Raw genomic sequence first — 22,167 nt, 5'->3', positions numbered from 1 at the left:
GATAGTAATGGACAGCGCCATAACTATCGGAATTTTCCACCATAATTGTCATGCTGGTTGGTTCATACTTATTAACAGATGCGGTATTAGCTGACCGTCATCTTGAATAGAATAATATTAAGGAGGCTTAGCCTATGAGATTATGGCATATCTTTGGCGGTATTACGGTATTGTCCGCACTTTCCGGATGCGTGAATAACCATAGTACTGTTTCTGAGGCGGCTGCACCGGCAATAGGGCAGGTTCAGAGGCTTTCCCAACCTGTTAGCGGAATGCCCACTGTGACTGGCACAATCAATATTCGCCAAAAAATCGCGTTGCCACCAGATTCGGTGCTGACGGTAACGGTATCTGATGCGTCTATTCCAGATGTACCCTCAAAAGTTATCTCCCAGCGGGTTATCCGAACTGAAGGCCAGCAGGCACCATTCCGGTTTGTACTGCCTTATAACCCGTCAGAAATTCGGCCTGATGCCCGAATTCTGCTAAGCGCCGCTGTTGCTATTAACAACCGGGTGACACTGATTACTGAACATGTGATGCCAGTGGTCAGCAATGGGGTGAATAATGCCGATCTGACCTTGATACCGGTGCCAGCCGTGCCGGTACCTGCGAAACCTGCTGGGTTTTTAACACCTAATGAGCCGGAGACATCGGGTGATAGTTCTGGTTTATTATTGCAATCTTATTAATGTCTTCTCTCGCTGGCGGTCAGTATTAACGGCCTTGCATGTACCGCCAGCGGAATTTGTCCAGATCGATCTTCCCTTCCGAATTCAATATTATTCCTTCAGATTGAAGGGCTGATTTTTGCCGCTGAAAATCTGGACCTGTAAGTGAAATCTCACCTTTCCGGTTAATTACCCGGTACCAGGGTAACTCGCTGCCAGCGGGTAAGCCCCGTAATATACCGCCAACTTGCCGTGCTGCGCGCGATGAACCGGCAAGGAGTGCAACATCGCCATAGGTAACAACACATCCGTAAGGAATTGCGGCGATAACGTGGATGACGCGCTGTCGAAAATTATCCACCTCAGTAGTCATGTATGGGGTCAACGTGTTGGAAACGGATAGAAAAATGACCAATACCAGCAGTATAAAAGCTGATGATGAGTAAGAAAACAGCGATTAAGCGCCGTTTTCTTGCAATTGCTCAGTCCATCACCGATAATGCCCTCCGCTCCACGACAGTGGGGCTGTCAATGGAGGCCCTGTTGGTTCTCCCGCAACACTAACCTGTGGACCCGGTCAGGTCCGGAAGGAAGCAGCCGCAGCAGGCGACGTGTGTGCCGGGATGTAGCTGGCGGGGTCTCCACCACTTCATCTTCTCAAACTTTCCTTTGATGGCGTTGATGCCATGTCAACTATTTAATCTCCTGACACTCATTAGTGCAATAATGGCGCTTTTTAGATGAGCGGGACAGCAGCAAGAATTTTTAGTAAGACAATTAAATTTAATTCTGAGTATCAGGGCAATCAATAAAGAGAACTTTAGGTAGTGATGAAAAAAGTTGCAGTGAACAATTTTTGTTACAAACGGGCGATTTTTTCTTGCTGCTAAAAAACAAAGGCCGACGGCATATCGGCACAGTGTCTTTATGTTTATGCATTGAGCTGCTGTTTTTACTACTTATCGAACATATTTCCACACAGCAGTTGGTACTTTGTCGTAAAGTTTATTCATCGTTAACTCTGCAAGACGGTGGTCTGCGGCTGAATAGAACATTTCAAGTTCATCGTTAGAAAGCTCGTACTTGTTTTTTTCTATAACACGCTCAAGCGTATCGATGGTTGTGCATTTACGCAAACGCATTAGATAGTCGATTTTTTTCATAGTGACCTTATTAGTTTTCCTGGATTCAAATTAAGACTTAGATAAATTATTACTTAAGTTTTTACTACCGTACAGATGCTCTTTTCTGAGAACATTCTGAATAATTGTGACTTGGATTTTTGCCATTTCCGCAACTCTGCATCATTTATACCGTAGTTGCTGAAAAGAATATAAGTATCGTCTAGATATTTCTCAACTCGTTCACATAACGCCGCTTCATGCGGGTATTTTATTTTGTAGGTAACAACAAATGCTGCAATGTGTTCGATAAGTTCGTTTAGTTGAAGATTAACCGCAGAGGTCGGATCATTCACCCATCCACGGTTACTGTCACCTAATGTAGCAATACTTTCATCGTGCAGATTTTCACATAAGAATCTGAGTTGGGCAATATCATAATGTTGGGGTGTATACTCATCCATTTCTATCCCTCCGTAAGCTACGATTCAGTTTCACTTAGGGTCACCACGTTGCCAGACTGGTGGTGTAATGAAGTGCAGAAGATAGAATGCCCCCTCAGTATGCCTCAATGTCCCTTAATCTTAAGACGAACAGGGGTAACACGGTGAATGTCAGGGAATGACGCAACATCACTGTTATCAATCATTCTGAATTCATTATAGCAAAAAAGCCAACGTTTACGGTGTGGTCGAACCATTTTTATGACGATAGCTGCCATTGATGGGCTGCTTCCAGTGAGCCTTGATATATTTATCGACATTTGACACAAGTATATTTAATTTTTTTTGGCGTTAGCAAGAATCACTGTGTTAATTAATCTTTCTGGTTTGTCTTTATTTGTAAAGATTCTGGATGGATGAGAAAGTAATTATTTTATCATTTTGTTTTTAAAGGGGATTTTGTTTTTTGGTTAAGGAAGGTGCGGTAATGCGCACCTTCCAATAATTTTTCTTCTAATAATAATTAACGTTTTTTCTTTTTCCTGCCCTGCACGGCATTGAAACGTGGATTGGTTTTACAGATGACATAGACACGACCCCGTCGTTTGACCACGATGCAGTCTTTGTGACGTGTTTTGGCGCTGCGCAGAGAGCTTAATACCTGCATGAATAATTCCTCATATTATGATTTCAGAAAGCGACCGAAACGCTGTTGGAAACGCGCTGCGCTCCCCTCTTTGGCGTATTCTTTTTGTTTGCCGGTATAATAAGGATGAGAGGCAGAAGAGACGTCGATAGTGACGTAAGGGTAGATTTCGCCTTCGTACTCGTAGGTTCTATCAGTTTTGATCGTAGACCCAATTTTATAAAACACATTCTCACTCGTATCGTGAAACAGAACAGGACGGTAGTGAGGATGAATGTTCGCTTTCATAATCGCCTCATTTGTTATGTTATAACATAACTTAATTGTGCGCTTTTTTAGCGTGATAATCAACGCTATGGTTTGCAAGGAGATGTAAGGTGAGTGAAATTGCAAGGGGCGTGCCTGACATCTGAAAAAACGCTTGAAAAAAAAGGCCGCAAAGCGGCCTTTTGAAGAAAAGTAATGTGTTAGTGATTGGGCTGCGAGTGCTCGCGGTGTGATTCGTCCGTTTCTTTCTTTTTGCTGAAGCGGCGACGTACCACCACAAAGAACACTGGTACGAAGTAGATAGCCAGTACGGTAGCGGTAATCATCCCGCCCATTACACCGGTACCAACCGCGTTCTGCGCGCCAGAGCCTGCACCACTGCTGATAACCAGCGGCACCACGCCCAGAATGAACGCCAGTGATGTCATCAGAATTGGTCGCAAACGCATACGCACGGCATCCAGCGTGGCCTCGACCAAGCCTTTTCCTTCTTTTTCCATCAAATCCTTAGCGAACTCGACGATCAAGATAGCGTTCTTGGCGGATAAGCCGATGGTTGTCAGCAGACCTACCTTGAAGTAGACGTCATTTTCCATACCACGTATGCCTGCTGCCATCACCGCGCCAAACACGCCGAGTGGGACAACCAGCATAACAGAGAAGGGGATTGACCAGCTTTCATAAAGTGCAGCCAGACACAGGAATACCACAATGGCGGAGATAATAATCAGCGCCGGTGCCTGGTTACCTGCCAGTCGTTCCTGATAGGACATGCCAGTCCAGTCGAATCCGATCCCCGGCGGTAATTGAGACGCCAGTTGTTCCATCAGCGCCATGGCTTCACCCGTACTCTTACCGGGAGCTGCTTCACCCACCAGTTCTACTGCCGGTAGACCGTTATAACGCTCCAGGCGTGGCGAACCGTATTCCCAACGTGCAGAAGCAAAAGCCGAGAACGGGACCATCTGACCTGAGGCGCCACGGACATACCATTTTTGGATATCGCTGGGCAGCATACGGAATTTGGCTTCAGCCTGAACGTATACTTTTTTCACCCTGCCGCGATCAATGAAGTCATTGACGTAAGAACCTCCAAGCGCAGTAGTGAGTGTGGCATTAATAGTCGAAATCGATACACCGAGCGATTGTGCTTTTTCCTGATCGATCTCAAGCCGGTATTGCGGCATATCTTCCATCCCGTTGGGACGGACACGTACCAGCGTATCGGGATGTTGAGCGATCATTCCCAGCAGTTGGTTACGAGCAGCCATTAGCTTATCGTGGCCGAGGTTGTTTTGATCGATCAGTTCAAAGTCAAAACCACTAGCAGTACCGAGTTCAACGATTGCTGGTATGTTGAACGGGATAACTATCGCTTCCTTGATTTGGGAGAGGGCGCCAAAAGCACGACCGATAATCGCATCGACTTTATTGGCAGCACCGCTTCGTTCATCCCAGTCTTTCAGGCTGGCGAAAGCGATACCCATGTTCTGGCCGCGACCAGCGAAGCCGAAGCCGTTAACGGTAAAGACCGATTTAACGTTTTCTTTTTCGTTTTTCAGGTAGTAATCATTCACCTTATCAAGCACTTTCTGCGTGCTTTCCTGGGTGGATCCTACCGGCAGTTGCACCATTGTCAGCAATACGCCCTGATCCTCCTGAGGCAGGAAGGAGCTTGGCACACGGGTAAATCCAAAAGCCAGAACCAGAACAATAATCAGATATAACACGACGTAGCGGCCAGTGCTGCGCAGGATATTCGCAACACTGCTGGTGTAGTGATGGGTGCTCTTGTCGAACAGGCGGTTGAACCATCCGAAAACACCTTTTTTCTCGCCATGGTTAGCGATAGGTTTCAGGATAGTTGCACACAGCGCCGGCGTCAGGATCAATGCAACCAGTACCGACAGCACCATGGAAGACACGATGGTGACGGAAAACTGGCGGTAGATAGCGCCGGTTGAACCGCCGGAAAACGCCATGGGTATGAATACTGCGGACAGCACCAGCGCGATACCGACCAGCGCGCCCTGAATCTGTCCCATGGATTTACGTGTGGCTTCTTTGGGCGGCAATCCTTCTTCCGCCATGACACGTTCCACGTTTTCCACTACGACGATGGCATCATCCACCAATAGGCCGATGGCCAGTACCATAGCGAACATGGTCAAGGTGTTAATCGAATAGCCGAAGGCGGACAGAATAGCGAAGGTTCCAAGCAGTACCACGGGGACGGCAATAGTGGGAATCAGCGTGGCACGGAAATTCTGCAAGAACAGATACATCACCACGAACACCAGCACGATGGCTTCCAGCAGTGTTTTCACCACCTCGTAAATGGAGATTTTTACGAACGGCGTCGTGTCATACGGATACACCACCTTCAGCCCGGCCGGGAACGTCGGTTCCAGTTTGGCGATTTCTGCTTTTAGCGCTGCCGCGGTATCTAACGCATTGGCGCCTGTGGCAAGTTTAATCCCCAGGCCAGCAGCAGGGCGGCCATTATAACGTGCAATAACGTTGTAGCTTTCACCGCCAAGTTCGATGCGGGCAACGTTATTCAGGCGAACTTGCGAGCCGTCCTGATTAACTTTCAACAGAATCTTACCGAACTGCTCCGGCGAATTCAGTCGGGTCTGCGCAATAATGGACGCATTCAGTTTCTGGCCGGGAACCGGTGGTGTACCGCCCAACTGACCAGCAGCAATCTGGTTATTCTGTACCTGAATCGCTGAGATAACATCGCTGGTGGTCAGCTGGTAATTGTTCAGTTTGTCTGGGTCCAGCCAGATGCGCATGGCGTATTGCGCACCAAACAACTGCGTGTCGCCTACACCACGTACGCGACTGATAGGATCTTTGATGCTGGCGCCGACAAAGTCCGCGATATCCTGCTGGGTCACGTTATTGTTATCGCTGACAAAACCAAGCACCATCAGGAAACTGCTGCTGGATTTTTGCACGCTAACGCCTTGTTGCTGCACTTCCTGCGGCAACAGCGGCATTGCCAGTTGCAGTTTGTTCTGTACTTGTACCTGCGCGATGTCTGGGTTGGCGTCAGCATCAAACGTCAGTGTGATCTGTACGGTGCCGGACGAGTCACTGTTAGAAGACATATACAGTAACTTGTCGATCCCGTTCATGTTCTGCTCGATCACCTGTGTGACGGTATCCTGCAGGGTTTTCGCATCAGCGCCTGGATAGTTTGCGGTGATCTGAACCGCAGGTGGAGCTATCGTCGGGTACTGCGCAATAGGCAACTTCAGGATTGCCAGTGTCCCGGTGAGCATCACCATAATGGCGATGACCCAGGCAAAAATCGGGCGATCTATGAAAAACTTGGCCATGGATTACCGGCTCCCTGTTAAGACTTAGCGGGTTGGGACTGCGGTTGCGGCTGTTGCGCATTGCCTGCGGTCGCTTCCTGCACTTTTACCTGCATACCCGGTCTGACTTTTTGCAGGCCTGTCACGATGATGCGGTCACCCGGCTTAACGCCTGAGGTTACCAGCCATTGGTCGCCGATAGCCTGGCCGGTAGTAATAGGATGGACCTCTACCTTGTCGCCAGCTCCGACCACCATCACAGTGGCATCGCCACGTGGTGTGCGGCTGACTCCCAGCTGTGGCACCAGAATTGCGTTGGGATTCACACCTGAATCTATCTGTGCACGAACAAACATACCTGGCAGCAGGTTGTGATCCGGGTTCGGGAATACGGCACGCAGTGTAATGGAGCCTGTGGTTTCATCGACAGTGACGTCGGAGAATTCCAGCGTCCCGGTCTGGTTGTAATGGGTACCGTTATCCATCGTCAACTGGACGTTGGCTTTGCCATTGGTTTGTTGCAGGGTACCGTTTTCCAGTTCTTTTTTCAGACGCAGGAAATCGTTACTGGACTGAGTGACATCGACATAGATCGGGTCCAACTGCTGGATTGTCGTCATCGCTGTCGTCTGCCCATTAGCCACCAGCGCCCCTTCTGTCACGGTGGATTTTCCTACCCGACCGGTAATAGGGGCTGTTACGCGCGTATAGTTCAGGTTGATCTGGGCGCTGTCGAGTGTGGCTTTGGCGGCTGCGACTGAGGCTTCAGTCTGACGTGCCGTCGCAACGGCCTGATCGTAATCCTGCTTACTGACGTAATTAGTGCCGAGCAGCGGTTTGTAGCGATTAACCGTCAACTGTGCAATTTCAGCATTCGCCTGAGCCTGAGACAGGGCAGCCTTGGCGTTGTTGTACTGGGCCTGGTAGGTTGCCGGATCGATCTGATACAGCGATGTACCCACTTTGACATCGCTGCCTTCAACAAAGTTACGCTTCAGAATAATACCATTTACCTGAGGGCGTACTTCGGCAATACGATAGGCGCTGGTGCGTCCCGGCAGTTCCGTGGTGATATTCAGAGTTTGTGATTTTATCGTAACGATGCCGACTTCCGGTGCGCCCCCCTGATGGGCACCCCCTTGAGAGGCCTGATTGTCACATCCTGTGAGTACGAGGCCGCCAGAAAGCATCAGCATTGTTGCCAGAGGCGTAAGCCTTCTGTTTTTATTCATAGATAAACCCCAAGTATCCGATTTTTAATTGACCAATGGATCACACGCTATTAAACCCATTGCTGCGATAAATTCAGGTTCGTGCTATGTTACATACATCCGTGAATGTATGTAAATCTCACATCTCTTGAAAGTCAGCGCTATGGCACGAAAAACCAAACAACAGGCTCATGAGACCAAATGCCAGATTATGGACGCGGCAATGCGTCTATTCTCCGAGCGTGGTGTTTTCTCAACATCATTGTCCGATATTGCGGTTGCTGCCGGCGTGACTCGAGGTGCTATTTATTGGCACTTTAAAAACAAAGCTGAACTATTTGATGAGATATGGGCGAGATCAGAAGCCAAAATTTCTGATTTCGAAGCTGAGTATCAGGCAAAATTTCCTGATGATCCACTGCATGTGCTCAGAGAATTGCTAATTTATATGCTGAAATTGACCGAATTCGATGCCGAGTGGCGCTCGATGATGGAGATCATTTTCCATAAGTGTGAGTTTGTTGGCGAATTACTGCCAACCTTCAATGCCCGCAAAGATTTGTACTTTGATTGCTACGATAAAATAGAAACCTCGCTGACAAACTGTATTCAGAAAGGGATGCTGCCGATGGACGTTAATCCACGGCGCGCAGCAGTAGTTATGCGTGCTTATCTGTCGGGGATTATGGAAAACTGGTTGTTCCTGCCGGAAAGCTTTGACCTGCAAAATGAAGCGCCGTATCTGGTTGACGGACTTATCGATATGTTGCGTACCAGCCCGGCCTTACGCCAAAGTGATTGATACACGAGTGTATGAGCACTGTAAGTAAGGCTCAACATTCGATACGCAGAAATACAGCCTGACATACCTTGTCTTTCAGCAGACATGATAGACTGCGCCATCTTTGTAAAACTGATGATGCATTATGAGCCGCTGTTTCACCGTTTCTGGTTTGTTTGCCGTTCTTTTTCGTTCTTTTCTTGATAAATGTGTTCGCTGCCGCTTGCCTTACGTCTGGGTGTTTTTGTTTGGAATGGCGCCGTTATGGTCTACGTTTGCCGCTGGCAACGATTTGCCGACCCGCGCTGAGATCCAAAATCGTCTTGATACCCTCAACAGGCAGAAGAGCCTGACCTCGGTAGATAAACTGACCCAGCAGGATCTCACTCAGACTCTGGATGTACTGGATTCTATTGATCGCGTCCGGCAGGAAACCAACCAACTGAAGCAGCAGGCGGCGCAGGCACCGGCCAAACTCAAGCAGGTAAATGAAGATCTGGTGTCATTGGGTGGGGCGGCACAGGTGTCTCAGCAAGCGCTGGAATCGCTATCACTAAAACAACTGGAAGCCCGCCTTAATGAAGCGCTGGACGACCTGCAGTCCGCACAGGAAAACCTGTCTACTTACAATAGCCAGTTGATTTCACTCCAAACTCAGCCTGAACGGGTACAGAGCGCGTTATATTCTGCTTCTCAGCGCAGTCAGCAACTGCGCACCCAGCTCAGCGGACTTGACCCGTCACTGGAGCCGTTACGGCCAAGCCAGCAGATAATGTTGCAGGCGGAGCAGACGCTGGTCGGGCTGCAAATGGAGCAACAGCGTAAAAGCCTGGAAGTGAATACCACCTTGCAGGATCTGTTGCAAAAACAGCGTGATTATACCGCTGCACAGATAGGCCAACTGGAACACATGGTGCAGACGTTGCAAGGAATAATTAACAACAAACGTCTGAATCTATCGGAAAAAACGGCCAAAGAGGCGCAAAATTCGGATGAGTTACAGCGTATTCAGGAAAACCCGCTGGTTAAAGCGGAAATGGAGACGAATCGTCAACTCAGCCAGCGTTTAATCAAGGCGACGGAAGCTGGTAATACACTGGTTCAGGAGAGCATTCAGGTAAAAAACTGGCTGGATCGGGCCACACAGTCAGAACGCAACCTGAAAGAGCAGATTACGGTGTTAAAAGGCAGCTTGTTGTTGTCGCGTATTCTTTACCAGCAACAGCAAAACCTGCCATCGGCTGACGCGATGGGCAATATCAGTACGCAGATCGCCGATCTGCGTCTGGAGCAGTTCGATATTAACCAGCAACGTGATGTGCTGTTTCGTGGTGATGAATATATTCAGCAACTGGTCACGCGCAGCAATGCCAAAGTAGATGCCGAGGTGACTGATGCGCTGGAGCAGATTCTGGATATGCGCCGTGAATTGCTCGATCAGCTTAATAAACAACTCGGTAACCAACTGATGCTGGCTATCAACCTGCAAATAAGCCGCCAGCAACTGATGAGCGTGAACGATTCGCTGCAACGTACTCTGACCCAGCAGATTTTCTGGGTTAGCAGTAATAAACCGATGGATTGGAACTGGCTGAAAGAGCTGCCATCGACCTTGAAACAGCAGGTAAAAAACCTGCATTTCAATCTGAAAGGCGGGCAGTTACGTCAGGGATTCATGGATTCGCTGGTGCTGATCATTCCGACGCTGTTGATTGTCGGTCTGCTGCGGTGGCGGCGTAAAAGTATCGATACTTATATGGGGAAACTGGCGGAAGATGTCGGGCAACTCAAGCGCGATAGCCAGTTACACACACCAAAAGCCATTCTGTTGTTGATTTTGAACACCTTACCGGGCGTGCTGGTAATACTGTCGTTGGGGTTATGGCTGAAACGGGCCGATAGTCAAATCAGTAATTTTGCCTGGCTGTTAAGTGAACATCTGGCATTGTTCTGGGCCGTTTTCGCCACCGCCTGGTTTAGCCTCAAACCTGGGAGCCTGAGCGAGCGCCACTTCAATATTCCGGCATCCCGTTGCGCACATTATCAGCGTCAGACGCTGCGACTTGGTGGTGCGCTGCTGCCGCTGATGTTCTGGTCGGTGGTAGGTGAGAAAGCACCGTTATATCTGGTGGACGATGCCATTGGGCAGATAATTATCGTTTGTAACCTGTTGCTGCTGACCATTCTGGTATTTCCGGTATGTCGTGACTGCTGGCGAGAAAAAGAACGTCATACGGTGCAGCTGATCGTGGTGACGATGATGGCTGCCATGCCGCTATTTCTGATCGGGTTAATGCTGAACGGGTTTTTCTATACTTCGCTACGGTTGGCTGGCCGTTGGATTGACAGCCTGTATTTGCTGATCGTCTGGAATATCGTTTATTTCGCTACTATCCGTGGATTAAGCGTTGCGGCACGCCGTCTGGCTTATCGCCGTGCGGTGGCGCGACGCCAGAGTCTGGTCAAGGAAGGGGCGGAAGGCAGTGAACCGATGCCGGAAGCGCCGCTGGCGTTAGAACAGATCAGCCAGCAGTCTTTGCGGCTGACAACGATGGTGCTGTTTTTGGCGTTCTCCGGTGCGTTTTACTGGATCTGGGCCGACCTGGTGACGGTATTCTCCTATCTGGACAGTATTACGCTGTGGCATTACAGCACGGCGAATGCCAGCGGCACGGTATTGCAACCGGTAACCTTGGGTAATCTGCTGGTGGCGTTGGTGATTGGCGGCGTGGCTTATGTGATGACCCGCAACCTGCCGGGGTTGCTGGAGGTTCTGGTGCTTTCGCGTTTGCAACTGCGGCAGGGCACTTCTTATGCCATTACCACGGTGCTGACCTATTTGATTACTACTGTCGGTGCGGTTACGTCGCTCAGTTCGCTCGGCGTTTCCTGGGACAAGCTGCAATGGCTGGTCGCGGCATTATCCGTAGGGTTGGGATTTGGTTTGCAGGAGATTTTCGCCAACTTTGTGTCGGGCTTGATTATCCTGTTCGAACGGCCAGTGCGCATCGGTGATACCATTACCATTGGCACGTTCTCCGGTTCAGTCAGCAAGATCCGTATTCGTGCCACTACAATTACTGATTTTGACCGTAAAGAAGTGATCATTCCCAACAAGGCATTTGTCACCGAGCGACTGATTAACTGGTCGCTGTCAGATACCATCACGCGTGTATTGATCCGTATTGGCGTCGCCTATGGTTCCGATCTGGACAAGGTCAAAGAGATATTGTTGCAGGCTGCGCGTGATAACCCGCGTGTCATGATCGATCCTGAGCCACAGGTGTTTTTCCTGTCGTTTGGTGCGAGCTCGCTGGAGCATGAACTGCGTCTGTATGTACGTGAACTGCGTGATCGCAGCTATACCGTTGATGAGTTGAACCGCACTATTGATCACTTATGTCGTGAAAATAATATCGATATTGCTTTCAACCAACTGGAAGTTTATCTGCATAACCCGCAGGGCAAGGAAGTACAGGAAGTCTCTCGCGTGCTGGCTCAGCCGCGAAATGAGGTGCAGCCTGATAATTAACGTCGTGGTAAAACTAACGTTGTCAACGTTATTGGGTAAAAGAACAGACGCCGGAGCGTGAAGGCTGCTCCAGCGTCATACTGAGGCTTGTTGGGGGCGCGAGTCAGCTTTTAGCTGGTAATCCCGACGCACTATTTCCAGCGCCGCCAGCACGACCTCCGGTGCAATCTGATTTTCTTCCAGTAGCATAATGAGATCGACCGCCAGCTTAACGTCTGGCGTTTCATTTTCCAGAGACATGATGTTGCTACCTCACTCCGAGCCTGCTTCGTTTTTTCTAAAACATAGCAGAGAATAGTGAACGAGGGTTACGAAAGGTTAAAAACCCTGTTCCTGACGTTCAATCTGGCGCTCCAGTTTTGAGAGCGCCTGACGGCAACGTGCCAGCCGGCCTTCCAGCGCAGCCAGCTCGCGTTGCAAACGTTGCTGCTCGCTGAGTTGGCTCTGGGACGCCAGCAGGCTTTCCCTGTCCTGAATCATTGCCAGCAGGCGACGCTCATAGCCCTGATATTCCGCCAGTTTCTGATATCGATCCTGTGGTGCCGGCATTGAAGGCTCTTGTTCCCGCAACGGTTGAGTCGCCAGTTCCCGCTGTAAGGCTGTTATTTGCGCCAGCAATTTTTCTGCCATAAACGTGACCCGATCCAGACGTTGTTCCTGTACATATTGCTGCAAATGCTGGTAGTTAAGACGAATCTCGTCGAAATAATCGCCTAACCGGGTGCCGTAACAACTGAATAACTGGCGGTCAAAACGTGATCGCGGCGCTTGTCGCGCGGCGATCGGTTCGACATGTTGTGCCAGCGTATCAATCTGGCGCGCCAGTGCGGCTAGCAATGCCTGGGTTTCCATGGTGTTTCCTCCATCAGGTCGACTGCGGTATCCGTAAACCGCAGCAGGTGGAACACGGGCCGGTTCAGTGCGCCGGTTTGCCGCTGTGGAATTTGAAATCGTTATCCGGACTGGTAATCAACAGCGCTTCTGTTTGCGCAAAAAAAGCGATGCGTGCGCGAATATCTTTACCGGCAATCTGTTCCGCCAGCGCCAGATAATCCTGATAGTGGCGTGATTCAGAGCGCAGCAGGGAAATATAGAACTTGCGTACGTATTCTTCCAGATATGGTGCCAGTCTGGCAAAGCGTTCACAGGAGCGCGCTTCGATAAAAGCGCCGATAATCAACTTGTCTACCAGCGCATCCGGCTCATGTGTTTTCATGTGTTGTGTCATACCGCTGGCATAACGACTGGCGGGTACGCTCTGATAGGCGATGCCTTTTTGCGCCATTACTTCCAGCACCTGATAAAAGTGGTGCAGTTCTTCACGGATCAACAGCACCAGTTTATCGATCATGTCCTGACTATAGTGGCAGTCAGCGCGTGCAGTAATCTGGCGGGAAATCAGTCCGCTCGCTTTGAGTGTCTTTATGTCACCCACTCCCCGGTAGGCGAAATTCTCATACGGGGCAATCCAGTCCTGTAATTGGTGCCGGATTTCCTGATCCACCGCATAACGTCGGAGCAGAAACAAGGCGCTCTGGGCTGCTTTCAATTCGCACAGCAGGTGATCGCGCAGCAGTATGGGCAGGTTTCCCGGTTTGCGCGCTTCATTAATCCATTCATCTGGTGTGGCAGCGCGAAGAAAAGCATGAATCGGGTCGAGGATGGAATGATCAAACATGTACGGAGACGGGTTGAGTTAACGTGGCGGTATGATACAACGGTTCATGTGGATTGTGATCGGGTCAACCGGGCTGTGCTGCCGGAGGCTGATGAGGGCCGGGAAGACAAGGAGACGATATGTATCGGGTCGTGTTGATAACCGTGGGGTGGTTGGCGGTGGTGCTGGCGGCACTGGGCGTGGTATTGCCGTTGCTGCCGACTACGCCGTTTTTGTTGTTGGCGGCATGGTGTTTTGCCCGCTCGTCGCCGCGTTTCCATGACTGGTTGCTGTACCGTTCCTGGTTTGGCAGTTATTTGCGTCACTGGCAGCGGCATCGCGCATTGCCGCCGGGGGTGAAAACCAAAGCGGTGTTGGTGATTGTCGCTACCTTCGCCTTGTCATTGTGGATGGTGGAAGTGAGCTGGGTTCGGGGGCTGTTGCTGGTGATTCTGGCCGTGTTGCTGACGTTTATGCTGCGTTTGCCGGTTATTGATCCGAAGCAATAGCCCGCGATAAAAATGCGCAGAACTGTGCAGGCCAGTTGCATTTGCCCGTCAGTTTGACTAGATTTGAGCGTTTTCGTGCGCGAGCCGCCACCGTATTTTTATCGTTAACCGTTAACGCCAGCGGGCGGCATGGTTAAAGGCCGTGGCGGTGTTCAGTGAATATAAGGTTTTATCAGGCACAACATTATGACCGCAACTCAGCAGCCAGAATTGATTAAAAACAGTATCAAGAGTATTCCGGATTATCCCAAACCGGGCATACTGTTTCGTGATGTGACCAGCCTGCTGGAGAATCCTCAGGCCTATGCGGCAAGCATCGACATGCTGGTTAAACGCTATCAGGGCACTGGCATTACCAAAGTCGTCGGTACCGAAGCGCGTGGTTTCCTGTTTGGTGCGCCGGTGGCATTGGCGCTGGGCGTCGGTTTTGTTCCGGTACGTAAACCGGGTAAACTGCCGCGTGCGACGTTGAGCGAAAGCTACGAACTGGAATACGGCAGCGATACGCTGGAAATTCACGCCGATTCCATTACCGCCAGCGACAAGGTGTTGGTGGTAGACGATCTGCTGGCGACCGGCGGCACGATCGAAGCGACGGTCAAATTGATTCGCCGCCTCAGTGGTCAGGTTTCCGATGCCGCTTTTATTATCAATCTGTTTGACTTGGGTGGACAGCAGCGCCTTGAGAACATGGGCATCACCTGCTACAGCCTGGTCGATTTCCCCGGCCATTGATGACGGCAGTCTCGCCGATGGCGGCGAGACTGTGTTAGCATCACCTCCTCAATAACTCAACTGTTGCGGTATTGATGAGCTATCAGGTTCTTGCCCGTAAGTGGCGTCCCCAAACCTTTGCTGATGTTGTAGGGCAGGAACATGTCCTGACCGCGTTGGCCAATGGTCTTTCGTTAGGCCGCATCCACCATGCCTACCTGTTTTCCGGTACACGGGGCGTAGGTAAGACCACTATCGCCCGTTTGCTGGCGAAGGGGCTGAATTGCGAAACGGGGGTGACGGCGACGCCTTGCGGCCAGTGCGATACCTGCCGGGAAATAGAACAAGGGCGTTTTGTCGATCTGATTGAGATTGACGCGGCGTCCCGCACTAAAGTGGAAGATACCCGTGATCTGCTGGATAACGTGCAATATGCTCCGGCTCGTGGCCGCTTCAAGGTTTACCTGATCGACGAAGTGCACATGCTCTCCCGCCACAGTTTCAACGCATTGTTGAAAACGTTGGAAGAGCCGCCGCCGCACGTGAAATTCCTGCTGGCAACGACCGATCCGCAAAAACTGCCGGTGACTATTTTGTCCCGCTGCCTACAGTTTCATCTTAAAGCGCTTGATGCCGAGCAGATTCGCCAACATTTGCAGCATGTGCTGGAGCAGGAACAGTTGGCTACGGAGCCGCGTGCATTGCAGTTGCTGGCTCGTGCTGCCGATGGCAGCTTGCGTGATGCGCTAAGCCTGACTGATCAGGCCATTGCTATGGGGCAAGGTCAGGTCACCGCCGCTGCCGTCAGCCAGATGCTGGGTTCATTGGATGATGAGCAGCCGCTGGCGTTGATCGAATCGCTGGTGAAAGGCGATGGCGCTGGGGTGATGGCGCAGATGGAGCAGGCGGCGGCACGCGGCGTTGACTGGGAAGCGTTGTTGGTGGAAACCCTGACGCTACTGCATCGCATTGCCATGCTGCAGTTGCTGCCTTCCGCGTTGGGGGACGAATACAATCAGGTCGCGCCCCGGTTGCGTGAGTTGGCGCGGGTGATCCCGCCTGCCGAGGTACAACTCTATTACCAGACGTTGTTAGTCGGGCGTAAGGAGCTGCCGTACGCACCGGATCGCCGAATGGGCGTAGAAATGACGCTGTTGCGGGCGCTGGCGTTTCATCCAGGTCAGGTGATCGCCGAGCCGGTTCCGGTTGGCGCGCCGCTCACTGCACCTATGAGCGAGACTCCGCTAGTCAGTGACGCGGCGCCTGCACAGTCACCGGTTCGAACCGCTGGGATGATGCCAGCCGCATCCGGTGGTGAGTCCGTGGCCAATCGTGCGCCGACGACGGACAGCGAACCGGCGGCACCGTCAGCAGCAGAGAACAATTTGCCGGATGCGACCGCGCAACTGCTTCAGGCGCGTAGTCAGTTGTTGAACCGGCAGGGAAATACTCCCGCAAAAAAGACTGAACCGGCGGCGTCAGGAAAAACGCGGCCGGTCAACTCGGCACTGGAGAGGCTGGCTTCAGTGACGGAGCGTGGTCAGCAGCAAATGGCGGCGAAAGCCGTTGCACAGGAAGAGCAGAAAAAGCAAGAGGCTTACCGCTGGCGGGCACAGAAGAAAACTGAGCAAGTTGACGTTACACCGGTGACCACGCCTAAGGCGTTGCGCTCGGCGCTGGAATATGAAAAAACGCCGGAACTGGCGGCGCGACTGGCGGTGGAAGCCATTGAGCGTGATCCTTGGGCAGCGGAAATTGATCGTTTGACGCTGCCTAAACTGGTGCAGCAACTGGCGCTTAATGCGTTTAAAGAGATGCCGGAGGAGGGGGTGATTCACTTGCACTTGCGCTCTTCGCAACGTCATCTGAATTCGGCGGCGGCGCAGAAAACGCTGTCGGAGGCGCTGGCAGCGCACTATGGTCGAGCTATCAGCCTGACGATTACTGAAGATGATACGCCAGCGGTCCGTACGCCGCTGGAGTGGCGACAGGTCATTTATGAAGAGAAGCTGGCGCAGGCGCGCCAGTCCATAATGGCTGATGCTAATATTCAAACGCTACGGCGTTTCTTTGATGCGGAACTGGATGAAGAGAGTATCCGCCCTGTTTAACCCCGCTGCCTGTCGGCAGCACGAAGTAGTAGAGAGAGCGATATGTTTGGTAAAGGCGGTTTAGGCAATCTGATGAAGCAAGCTCAGCAGATGCAGGAAAAAATGCAGAAAGCGCAGGAAGAGATCGCCAATCTGGAAGTGACCGGGGAGTCGGGCGCTGGGCTGGTGAAAGTGACGATTAATGGCGCTCACAACTGCCGTCGCGTTGAAATCGACCCCAGTCTGATGGAAGACGATAAAGAGATGTTGGAAGACCTGATTGCTGCGGCCTTCAATGATGCGGCCCGCCGTATCGCTGAAGTCCAACAGGAAAAAATGGCGTCGGTTTCCAGCGGTATTCCGCTGCCGCCCGGCTTCAAGATGCCGTTCTGATGCAAACCAGCCCGCTTCTTGAGGCGTTGATGGAGGCGCTGCGCTGTTTACCCGGCGTGGGGCCAAAATCGGCGCAACGCATGGCGTTTCATCTGTTGCAGCGTGATCGCAGCGGCGGTATGCGTCTGGCGCAGGCGCTTACCCGCGCCATGTCAGAGATTGGTCATTGCGCCGACTGCCGGACTTTTACCGAGCAGGACGTTTGCACTATTTGCGCCAACCCACGCCGTCAGCAAAATGGTCAGATTTGTGTAGTGGAAAGTCCGGCGGATATTCATGCCATTGAGCAGACCGGGCAGTTTGCCGGGCGCTACTTTGTGCTGATGGGGCATCTGTCGCCGCTCGATGGTATCGGTCCCGGCGATATTGGTCTGGATAGACTGGAAGAACGTCTGGCGACGGAAACCATCAGTGAAGTGATTTTGGCGACCAATCCGACGGTGGAAGGTGATGCAACAGCTAATTATATTGCCGAGTTGTGCGCCGAACATGGCGTCATGGCCAGCCGTATCGCCCATGGCGTACCGGTAGGTGGCGAGCTGGAAATGGTGGATGGCACCACCTTGTCTCACTCGCTGGCCGGGCGTCATCCCATTCGTTTCTGATTTCTCTGGCCGTCGGTCGGCGGCCTCTGTCTCTCCCGGTGCTGTCCGTACCGTCAATTGCAGGCTGCCTCTTGAAACCTTATCGGTTTATCCCCATTTGTTGCTTATACCCCGTTAAGTCAGCCTGAATAAATACATATTGAGGTAAGTAATAATGAGTATGAAAGGCCAAGAGACCCGTGGCTTCCAGTCAGAAGTAAAGCAACTGCTGCACCTGATGATCCATTCGTTGTATTCCAATAAAGAAGTGTTTCTGCGCGAATTGATCTCCAACGCATCCGATGCGGCGGATAAATTGCGCTTTCGCGCGCTGTCTGCGTCGGAGCTGTATGAAGGTGATGGGGAGTTGCGTGTTCGGGTGTCCATCGATAAGGAAAAACGGACCCTGACCATTAGCGACAACGGTATCGGCATGAGCCGCGATGACGTTATTGACAACCTGGGGACTATTGCCAAATCCGGCACCAAAGCGTTTCTGGAGTCTCTTGGCTCTGATCAGGCTAAAGATAGTCAGTTGATAGGCCAGTTTGGGGTCGGTTTCTATTCCGCATTTATCGTTGCCGATAAGGTGACGGTGAAAACCCGTGTCGCGGGCGCCAGCGCCGAACAGGGGGTGTTCTGGGAATCTGCTGGTGAAGGTGAATACACCATTGCTGATATTGCCAGAGCGGAACGCGGTACAGAAATTACCCTGCACCTGCGGGAAGGCGAAGATGAGTTTCTCGACAACTGGCGCGTACGTTCGGTAATCAGCAAGTATTCCGACCATATCGCGTTGCCGGTGGAAATTGAATCCCGTACTGAAAGCGAAGAAGAGGGCGGTGAAGAAACCGTCACCTGGGAAAAAATCAACAAAGCCCAGGCACTGTGGACCCGAAGCAAGTCTGAAATCAGCGATGATGAGTACAACGAGTTCTATAAGCACATCGCCCATGACTTCACCAACCCGTTGAGCTGGAGCCACAACCGGGTAGAAGGGAAGCAGGAATACACCAGCCTGCTCTATATTCCTTCACAGGCCCCTTGGGACATGTGGAATCGTGATCACAAACATGGACTGAAATTGTATGTGCAGCGTGTGTTCATTATGGACGATGCTGAACAGTTCATGCCGAACTACCTGCGTTTTGTGCGTGGACTGATCGACTCCAACGACCTGCCGCTCAACGTATCGCGCGAAATTCTGCAAGATAACCGCGTCACGCAGAGCCTGCGTACTGCGCTGACCAAGCGTGTACTGCAGATGCTGGAAAAACTGGCCAAAGATGATAGCGAAAAATACCAGACATTCTGGCGTCAGTTCGGCCTGGTGCTGAAAGAAGGCCCGGCTGAAGATGGTGGTAATCGTGAAGCTATCGCCAAACTGCTGCGTTTTGCCACCACTCATAATGATAGTGATGCCCAGACCGTGTCGCTCGACGACTACATCAGCCGCATGGTGGAAGGTCAGGACAAGATCTATTACATCACCGCCGACAGCTACGCCGCTGCTAAGAGCAGCCCGCATCTGGAACTGTTCCGCAAGAAAGGCATTGAAGTACTGCTGCTCTCTGATCGCATCGACGAATGGATGATGAGCTACCTGACCGAGTTTGACGGTAAATCGTTCCAGTCGGTCAGCAAGGCTGACAAGTCACTGGACAAACTGGCCGATGAAGCTAACGAGTCGCAGAAAGAAGCGGAAAAAGCGCTGGAGCCGTTTGTCGAGCGCGTCAAGACACTGCTTGGCGAGCGTGTGAAAGAGGTGCGCCTGACTCACCGTCTGACCGATACTCCGGCGATTGTCACCACCGATGCTAACGAGATGAGCACTCAGATGGCGAAGTTGTTTGCTGCCGCAGGCCAGCAGGCGCCGGAAGTGAAGTACATCTTTGAATTGAATCCGGAACATGCGCTGGTGAAACGCGCTGCCGACACGCAGGATCAGGCGCAGTTCGGTGAGTGGGTTGAGCTGCTGCTGGATCAGGCGCTGTTTGCCGAGCGCGGTACACTGGAAGATCCTAACCAGTTCATCCGCCGTATGAATCAGTTGCTGATCGCCTGATTCGTATTCCAGTGAGTAAATCGATGTGGCGCTCCGGTTAGCCGGGGCGCTTTTTTTCCGCTTGCCGCCTCGAATGTGAAGACCATTTCCCGCCTGACTCTCTGTCGTCTACACTCTCAAAACTGGGTGAAAAGTTATACGCCATCACGAATTTTAGTTTTACCGCGCCGGCTGAAGCGTGCCCGTTCCTTGAGGAAGCGCCTCTGGAATGGTATGGTTTATCGTTTTTCAAATTTTTTTTAAAAAACTACATAGCAAGGGGAATTACGCAATGCGTATTATTCTGCTGGGCGCTCCAGGCGCAGGCAAAGGTACTCAGGCTCAGTTCATCACGGAGAAATATGGCATTCCGCAAATTTCCACCGGTGATATGTTGCGTGCGGCGGTAAAAGCCGGTAGCGAACTGGGCAAGCAGGCAAAAGAGATCATGGATGCGGGTAAACTGGTGACAGACGAGCTGGTGATCGCCCTGGTTAAAGAGCGTATCACACAGGATGACTGCCGCAATGGTTTCCTGCTGGATGGTTTCCCGCGTACCATTCCTCAGGCTGATGCGATGAAAGATGCCGGTATTAATGTTGATCATGTTATTGAATTCGACGTGCCTGATGAGCTGATCGTTGAACGTATCATTGGCCGCCGCGTACATGCCGCTTCCGGTCGCGTATACCACGTGAAGTTCAATCCGCCCAAAGTGGAAGGTAAGGATGATGTCACCGGTGAAGATCTGACCATCCGTAAAGATGATCAGGAAGACACGGTGCGTCAGCGTCTGGTGGAATATCACAAGCAGACCGCGCCGCTGGTGAATTACTATCAGCAGGAAGCGGCGGCTAACCGTACTCGTTACCACAAAATTGACGGTACCAGTCCGGTCAGCGAAGTCAGCGCAGAGCTGGCCCGTATTCTTGGCTGATCCTGTTTTTGGGCAGCGCCATTAGTATTTGATGGCGCTTGTTCCCTCGTTATCCGGTTATTCTCCTGTTGTTGTTGTGCTCTCTTCGCTCTATTGCTCCCGACAATTGCTGGTATCGGCCTTAACTGCGTGGCTGCCGGTTTCTCACTGCGATGTTTCCGCTACAATGCTATTCCATTCCCATCTAAACGATGATGCCGACGCGGCAGCAGAGGAAAACGTTGATGAAAAAAGAAAAACGCGGTGTGTTGATGGTGAATCTGGGCACGCCGGATGCGCCGACGCCGCAGGCGGTAAAACGTTATCTGGCCGAATTCCTGCATGACAAACGAGTGGTTGACCTGAGTCGATGGTTATGGTGCCCATTGCTGCATGGCATTATTCTGCCGATCCGTTCGCCGCGGGTAGCAAAACTTTATCAGTCGGTGTGGATGGAGGAAGGCTCACCACTGTTGGTTTACAGCCGTCGGCAGCAACAGGCGCTGGCAGCAAGCCTGCCTGATGTCCCTGTGGCACTCGGCATGAGCTATGGTTCGCCGAGTTTGCAATCCGCGCTGGATGCACTATTGGCGCAGGGCGTTACCGAGGTGACGGTATTACCGATGTACCCGCAATACTCCTGTTCCACTAGCGCTGCCGTGTGGGATGGCCTGGCGAAGCTGCTGAGCAGGCAGCGCCAGGTGCCGGGTATCCGTTTTATCCGTGATTATGCTGAGCATCCGACTTATATCGCCGCGCTGAAGCATCGTGTTGAGCAATCATTTGCGGAACATGGCGTGCCGGATAAGCTGATTATTTCATTTCACGGCATTCCGCAGCGCTATGCTGATGAAGGCGATGATTATCCTAAACGCTGTGCTGCTACGGCACAGGCGCTCACTGTTGCGCTTGGACTATCACCGGAACAGGTAATGATAACCTTCCAATCGCGTTTTGGTCGTGAAGCCTGGCTGACGCCTTACACCGATGAAACGATGCAGGCATTGCCGAAGCAAGGCATCAAGCGAATTCAGGTGATTTGTCCCGGTTTTGCGGCGGATTGCCTGGAAACGCTGGAAGAGATCAAAGAACAGAATCGGGAGTTATTTCTACATGCCGGCGGTGAGTCTTTTCAGTATATTCCGGCGTTGAACGACGACCCGCTGCACATTGCTTTGCTAACGCAGTTGGTGAATGAGCGATAGGGTACTACGCAGCGAAGCCTGCTGGTGATGTCAGGCGCCACCGAGCGCCTGACAACG

21 protein-coding genes, 1 other RNA gene and 1 other annotated feature are annotated in these 22,167 nt (G+C 51.6%); of the genes, 12 read left to right on the top strand and 10 right to left on the bottom strand.

Annotation, left to right across the window (positions count from 1 at the left end; genetic code table 11):
* Positions 1-134 precede the first annotated feature (134 nt).
* Positions 135-692, top strand: a complete 558-nt coding sequence (locus Dpoa569_RS13355; RefSeq protein WP_042869320.1) for a YbaY family lipoprotein — start codon at positions 135-137, stop codon at positions 690-692.
* Between the two features lie 25 nt (positions 693-717).
* Here Dpoa569_RS13355 and Dpoa569_RS13350 read toward each other — a convergent pair whose 3' ends face one another.
* Entirely contained in the window at positions 718-1,044 is a 327-nt protein-coding gene (locus Dpoa569_RS13350) for an MGMT family protein (protein ID WP_071604286.1), read from the bottom strand.
* Positions 1,045-1,212: 168 nt separating this feature from the next.
* Here Dpoa569_RS13350 and ffs point away from each other — a divergent pair.
* An RNA gene (gene ffs, locus Dpoa569_RS13345) (signal recognition particle sRNA small type) lies at positions 1,213-1,309 on the top strand.
* Between the two features lie 321 nt (positions 1,310-1,630).
* Here the strand turns inward: ffs and Dpoa569_RS13340 are convergent.
* From Dpoa569_RS13340 to Dpoa569_RS13315, 6 genes are all read right to left on the bottom strand, one after another.
* Positions 1,631-1,834, bottom strand: a complete 204-nt coding sequence (locus tag Dpoa569_RS13340) for an HHA domain-containing protein (protein WP_009114000.1) — start codon at positions 1,832-1,834, stop codon at positions 1,631-1,633.
* A gap of 53 nt (positions 1,835-1,887) precedes the next feature.
* Positions 1,888-2,256 carry an Hha toxicity modulator TomB gene (gene tomB / locus Dpoa569_RS13335; protein ID WP_042869322.1) on the bottom strand — a complete coding sequence of 123 codons (369 nt, stop codon included), beginning with the start codon at positions 2,254-2,256 and terminating at the stop codon, positions 1,888-1,890.
* 502 nt (positions 2,257-2,758) lie between these two features.
* Positions 2,759-2,902 carry a type B 50S ribosomal protein L36 gene (gene ykgO, locus Dpoa569_RS13330; RefSeq protein ID WP_012770724.1) on the bottom strand — a complete coding sequence of 48 codons (144 nt, stop codon included), beginning with the start codon at positions 2,900-2,902 and terminating at the stop codon, positions 2,759-2,761.
* A gap of 15 nt (positions 2,903-2,917) precedes the next feature.
* Positions 2,918-3,169 carry a type B 50S ribosomal protein L31 gene (locus Dpoa569_RS13325; RefSeq protein ID WP_042869325.1) on the bottom strand — a complete coding sequence of 84 codons (252 nt, stop codon included), beginning with the start codon at positions 3,167-3,169 and terminating at the stop codon, positions 2,918-2,920.
* Between the two features lie 179 nt (positions 3,170-3,348).
* Complete coding sequence (locus Dpoa569_RS13320; RefSeq protein WP_146411447.1) at positions 3,349-6,495, bottom strand: efflux RND transporter permease subunit; 3,147 nt, start codon at positions 6,493-6,495, stop codon at positions 3,349-3,351.
* A gap of 17 nt (positions 6,496-6,512) precedes the next feature.
* The gene (locus tag Dpoa569_RS13315; protein WP_146411444.1) at positions 6,513-7,706 is read right to left on the bottom strand and encodes an efflux RND transporter periplasmic adaptor subunit; all 1,194 of its coding nucleotides are present in this window, start codon (positions 7,704-7,706) and stop codon (positions 6,513-6,515) included.
* Between the two features lie 142 nt (positions 7,707-7,848).
* Here Dpoa569_RS13315 and acrR point away from each other — a divergent pair, with 142 nt between their 5' ends.
* Both acrR and mscK read left to right on the top strand, forming a co-directional pair.
* Entirely contained in the window at positions 7,849-8,487 is a 639-nt protein-coding gene (acrR, locus tag Dpoa569_RS13310) for a multidrug efflux transporter transcriptional repressor AcrR (protein ID WP_042869327.1), read from the top strand.
* Positions 8,488-8,611: 124 nt separating this feature from the next.
* On the top strand, positions 8,612-11,998 hold the full coding sequence (gene mscK, locus Dpoa569_RS13305; protein ID WP_042869329.1) for a mechanosensitive channel MscK: 3,387 nt from the start codon (positions 8,612-8,614) through the stop codon (positions 11,996-11,998).
* 75 nt (positions 11,999-12,073) lie between these two features.
* Here the strand turns inward: mscK and rsmS are convergent, their stop codons facing one another.
* The 3 genes from rsmS to miaE all read right to left on the bottom strand — a co-directional run bounded on the left by rsmS (position 12,074) and on the right by miaE (position 13,676).
* Complete coding sequence (gene rsmS / locus Dpoa569_RS13300) at positions 12,074-12,238, bottom strand: pleiotropic regulatory protein RsmS (protein ID WP_071604287.1); 165 nt, start codon at positions 12,236-12,238, stop codon at positions 12,074-12,076.
* A 78-nt stretch (positions 12,239-12,316) separates the two neighbouring features.
* Entirely contained in the window at positions 12,317-12,850 is a 534-nt protein-coding gene (gene priC, locus Dpoa569_RS13295; RefSeq protein WP_042869331.1) for a primosomal replication protein PriC, read from the bottom strand.
* 64 nt (positions 12,851-12,914) lie between these two features.
* Positions 12,915-13,676, bottom strand: a complete 762-nt coding sequence (gene miaE / locus Dpoa569_RS13290) for a tRNA isopentenyl-2-thiomethyl-A-37 hydroxylase MiaE (protein ID WP_042869333.1) — start codon at positions 13,674-13,676, stop codon at positions 12,915-12,917.
* A gap of 119 nt (positions 13,677-13,795) precedes the next feature.
* Between miaE and Dpoa569_RS13285 the strand changes: the two genes are divergently transcribed.
* The 8 genes from Dpoa569_RS13285 (at position 13,796) to hemH (ending at position 22,110) form a co-directional block, all read left to right on the top strand.
* Positions 13,796-14,164 carry a DUF454 family protein gene (locus Dpoa569_RS13285; RefSeq protein WP_042869335.1) on the top strand — a complete coding sequence of 123 codons (369 nt, stop codon included), beginning with the start codon at positions 13,796-13,798 and terminating at the stop codon, positions 14,162-14,164.
* A gap of 186 nt (positions 14,165-14,350) precedes the next feature.
* Positions 14,351-14,899, top strand: a complete 549-nt coding sequence (gene apt / locus Dpoa569_RS13280; RefSeq protein WP_042869337.1) for an adenine phosphoribosyltransferase — start codon at positions 14,351-14,353, stop codon at positions 14,897-14,899.
* Between the two features lie 74 nt (positions 14,900-14,973).
* Positions 14,974-16,989 carry a DNA polymerase III subunit gamma/tau gene (gene dnaX / locus Dpoa569_RS13275; protein ID WP_042869339.1) on the top strand — a complete coding sequence of 672 codons (2,016 nt, stop codon included), beginning with the start codon at positions 14,974-14,976 and terminating at the stop codon, positions 16,987-16,989.
* Positions 16,316-16,380 (top strand) — a sequence feature (DnaX frameshifting element). It overlaps the preceding gene by 65 nt.
* Before the next feature lie 42 nt (positions 16,990-17,031).
* Entirely contained in the window at positions 17,032-17,361 is a 330-nt protein-coding gene (locus tag Dpoa569_RS13270) for a YbaB/EbfC family nucleoid-associated protein (RefSeq protein WP_016942050.1), read from the top strand.
* The gene (recR, locus tag Dpoa569_RS13265; RefSeq protein ID WP_042869341.1) at positions 17,361-17,966 is read left to right on the top strand and encodes a recombination mediator RecR; all 606 of its coding nucleotides are present in this window, start codon (positions 17,361-17,363) and stop codon (positions 17,964-17,966) included. Before Dpoa569_RS13270 ends, recR begins: the two co-directional genes overlap by 1 nt.
* A 160-nt stretch (positions 17,967-18,126) precedes the next feature.
* On the top strand, positions 18,127-20,010 hold the full coding sequence (gene htpG / locus Dpoa569_RS13260) for a molecular chaperone HtpG (protein ID WP_164837113.1): 1,884 nt from the start codon (positions 18,127-18,129) through the stop codon (positions 20,008-20,010).
* A 271-nt stretch (positions 20,011-20,281) separates the two neighbouring features.
* A complete protein-coding gene (gene adk / locus Dpoa569_RS13255; protein ID WP_042873836.1) occupies positions 20,282-20,926 on the top strand; it encodes an adenylate kinase in 645 nt (214 codons plus the stop codon).
* A 224-nt stretch (positions 20,927-21,150) separates the two neighbouring features.
* Positions 21,151-22,110, top strand: a complete 960-nt coding sequence (hemH, locus tag Dpoa569_RS13250; protein ID WP_042869345.1) for a ferrochelatase — start codon at positions 21,151-21,153, stop codon at positions 22,108-22,110.
* Positions 22,111-22,167 lie beyond the last annotated feature (57 nt).

Origin of the sequence: Dickeya poaceiphila, assembly GCF_007858975.2 — a bacterium.
Classification (GTDB): domain Bacteria; phylum Pseudomonadota; class Gammaproteobacteria; order Enterobacterales; family Enterobacteriaceae; genus Dickeya; species Dickeya poaceiphila.
The sequence above is the reverse complement of the archived record's forward strand: the minus strand, read 5'-3'. Positions and strand labels throughout refer to the sequence as shown.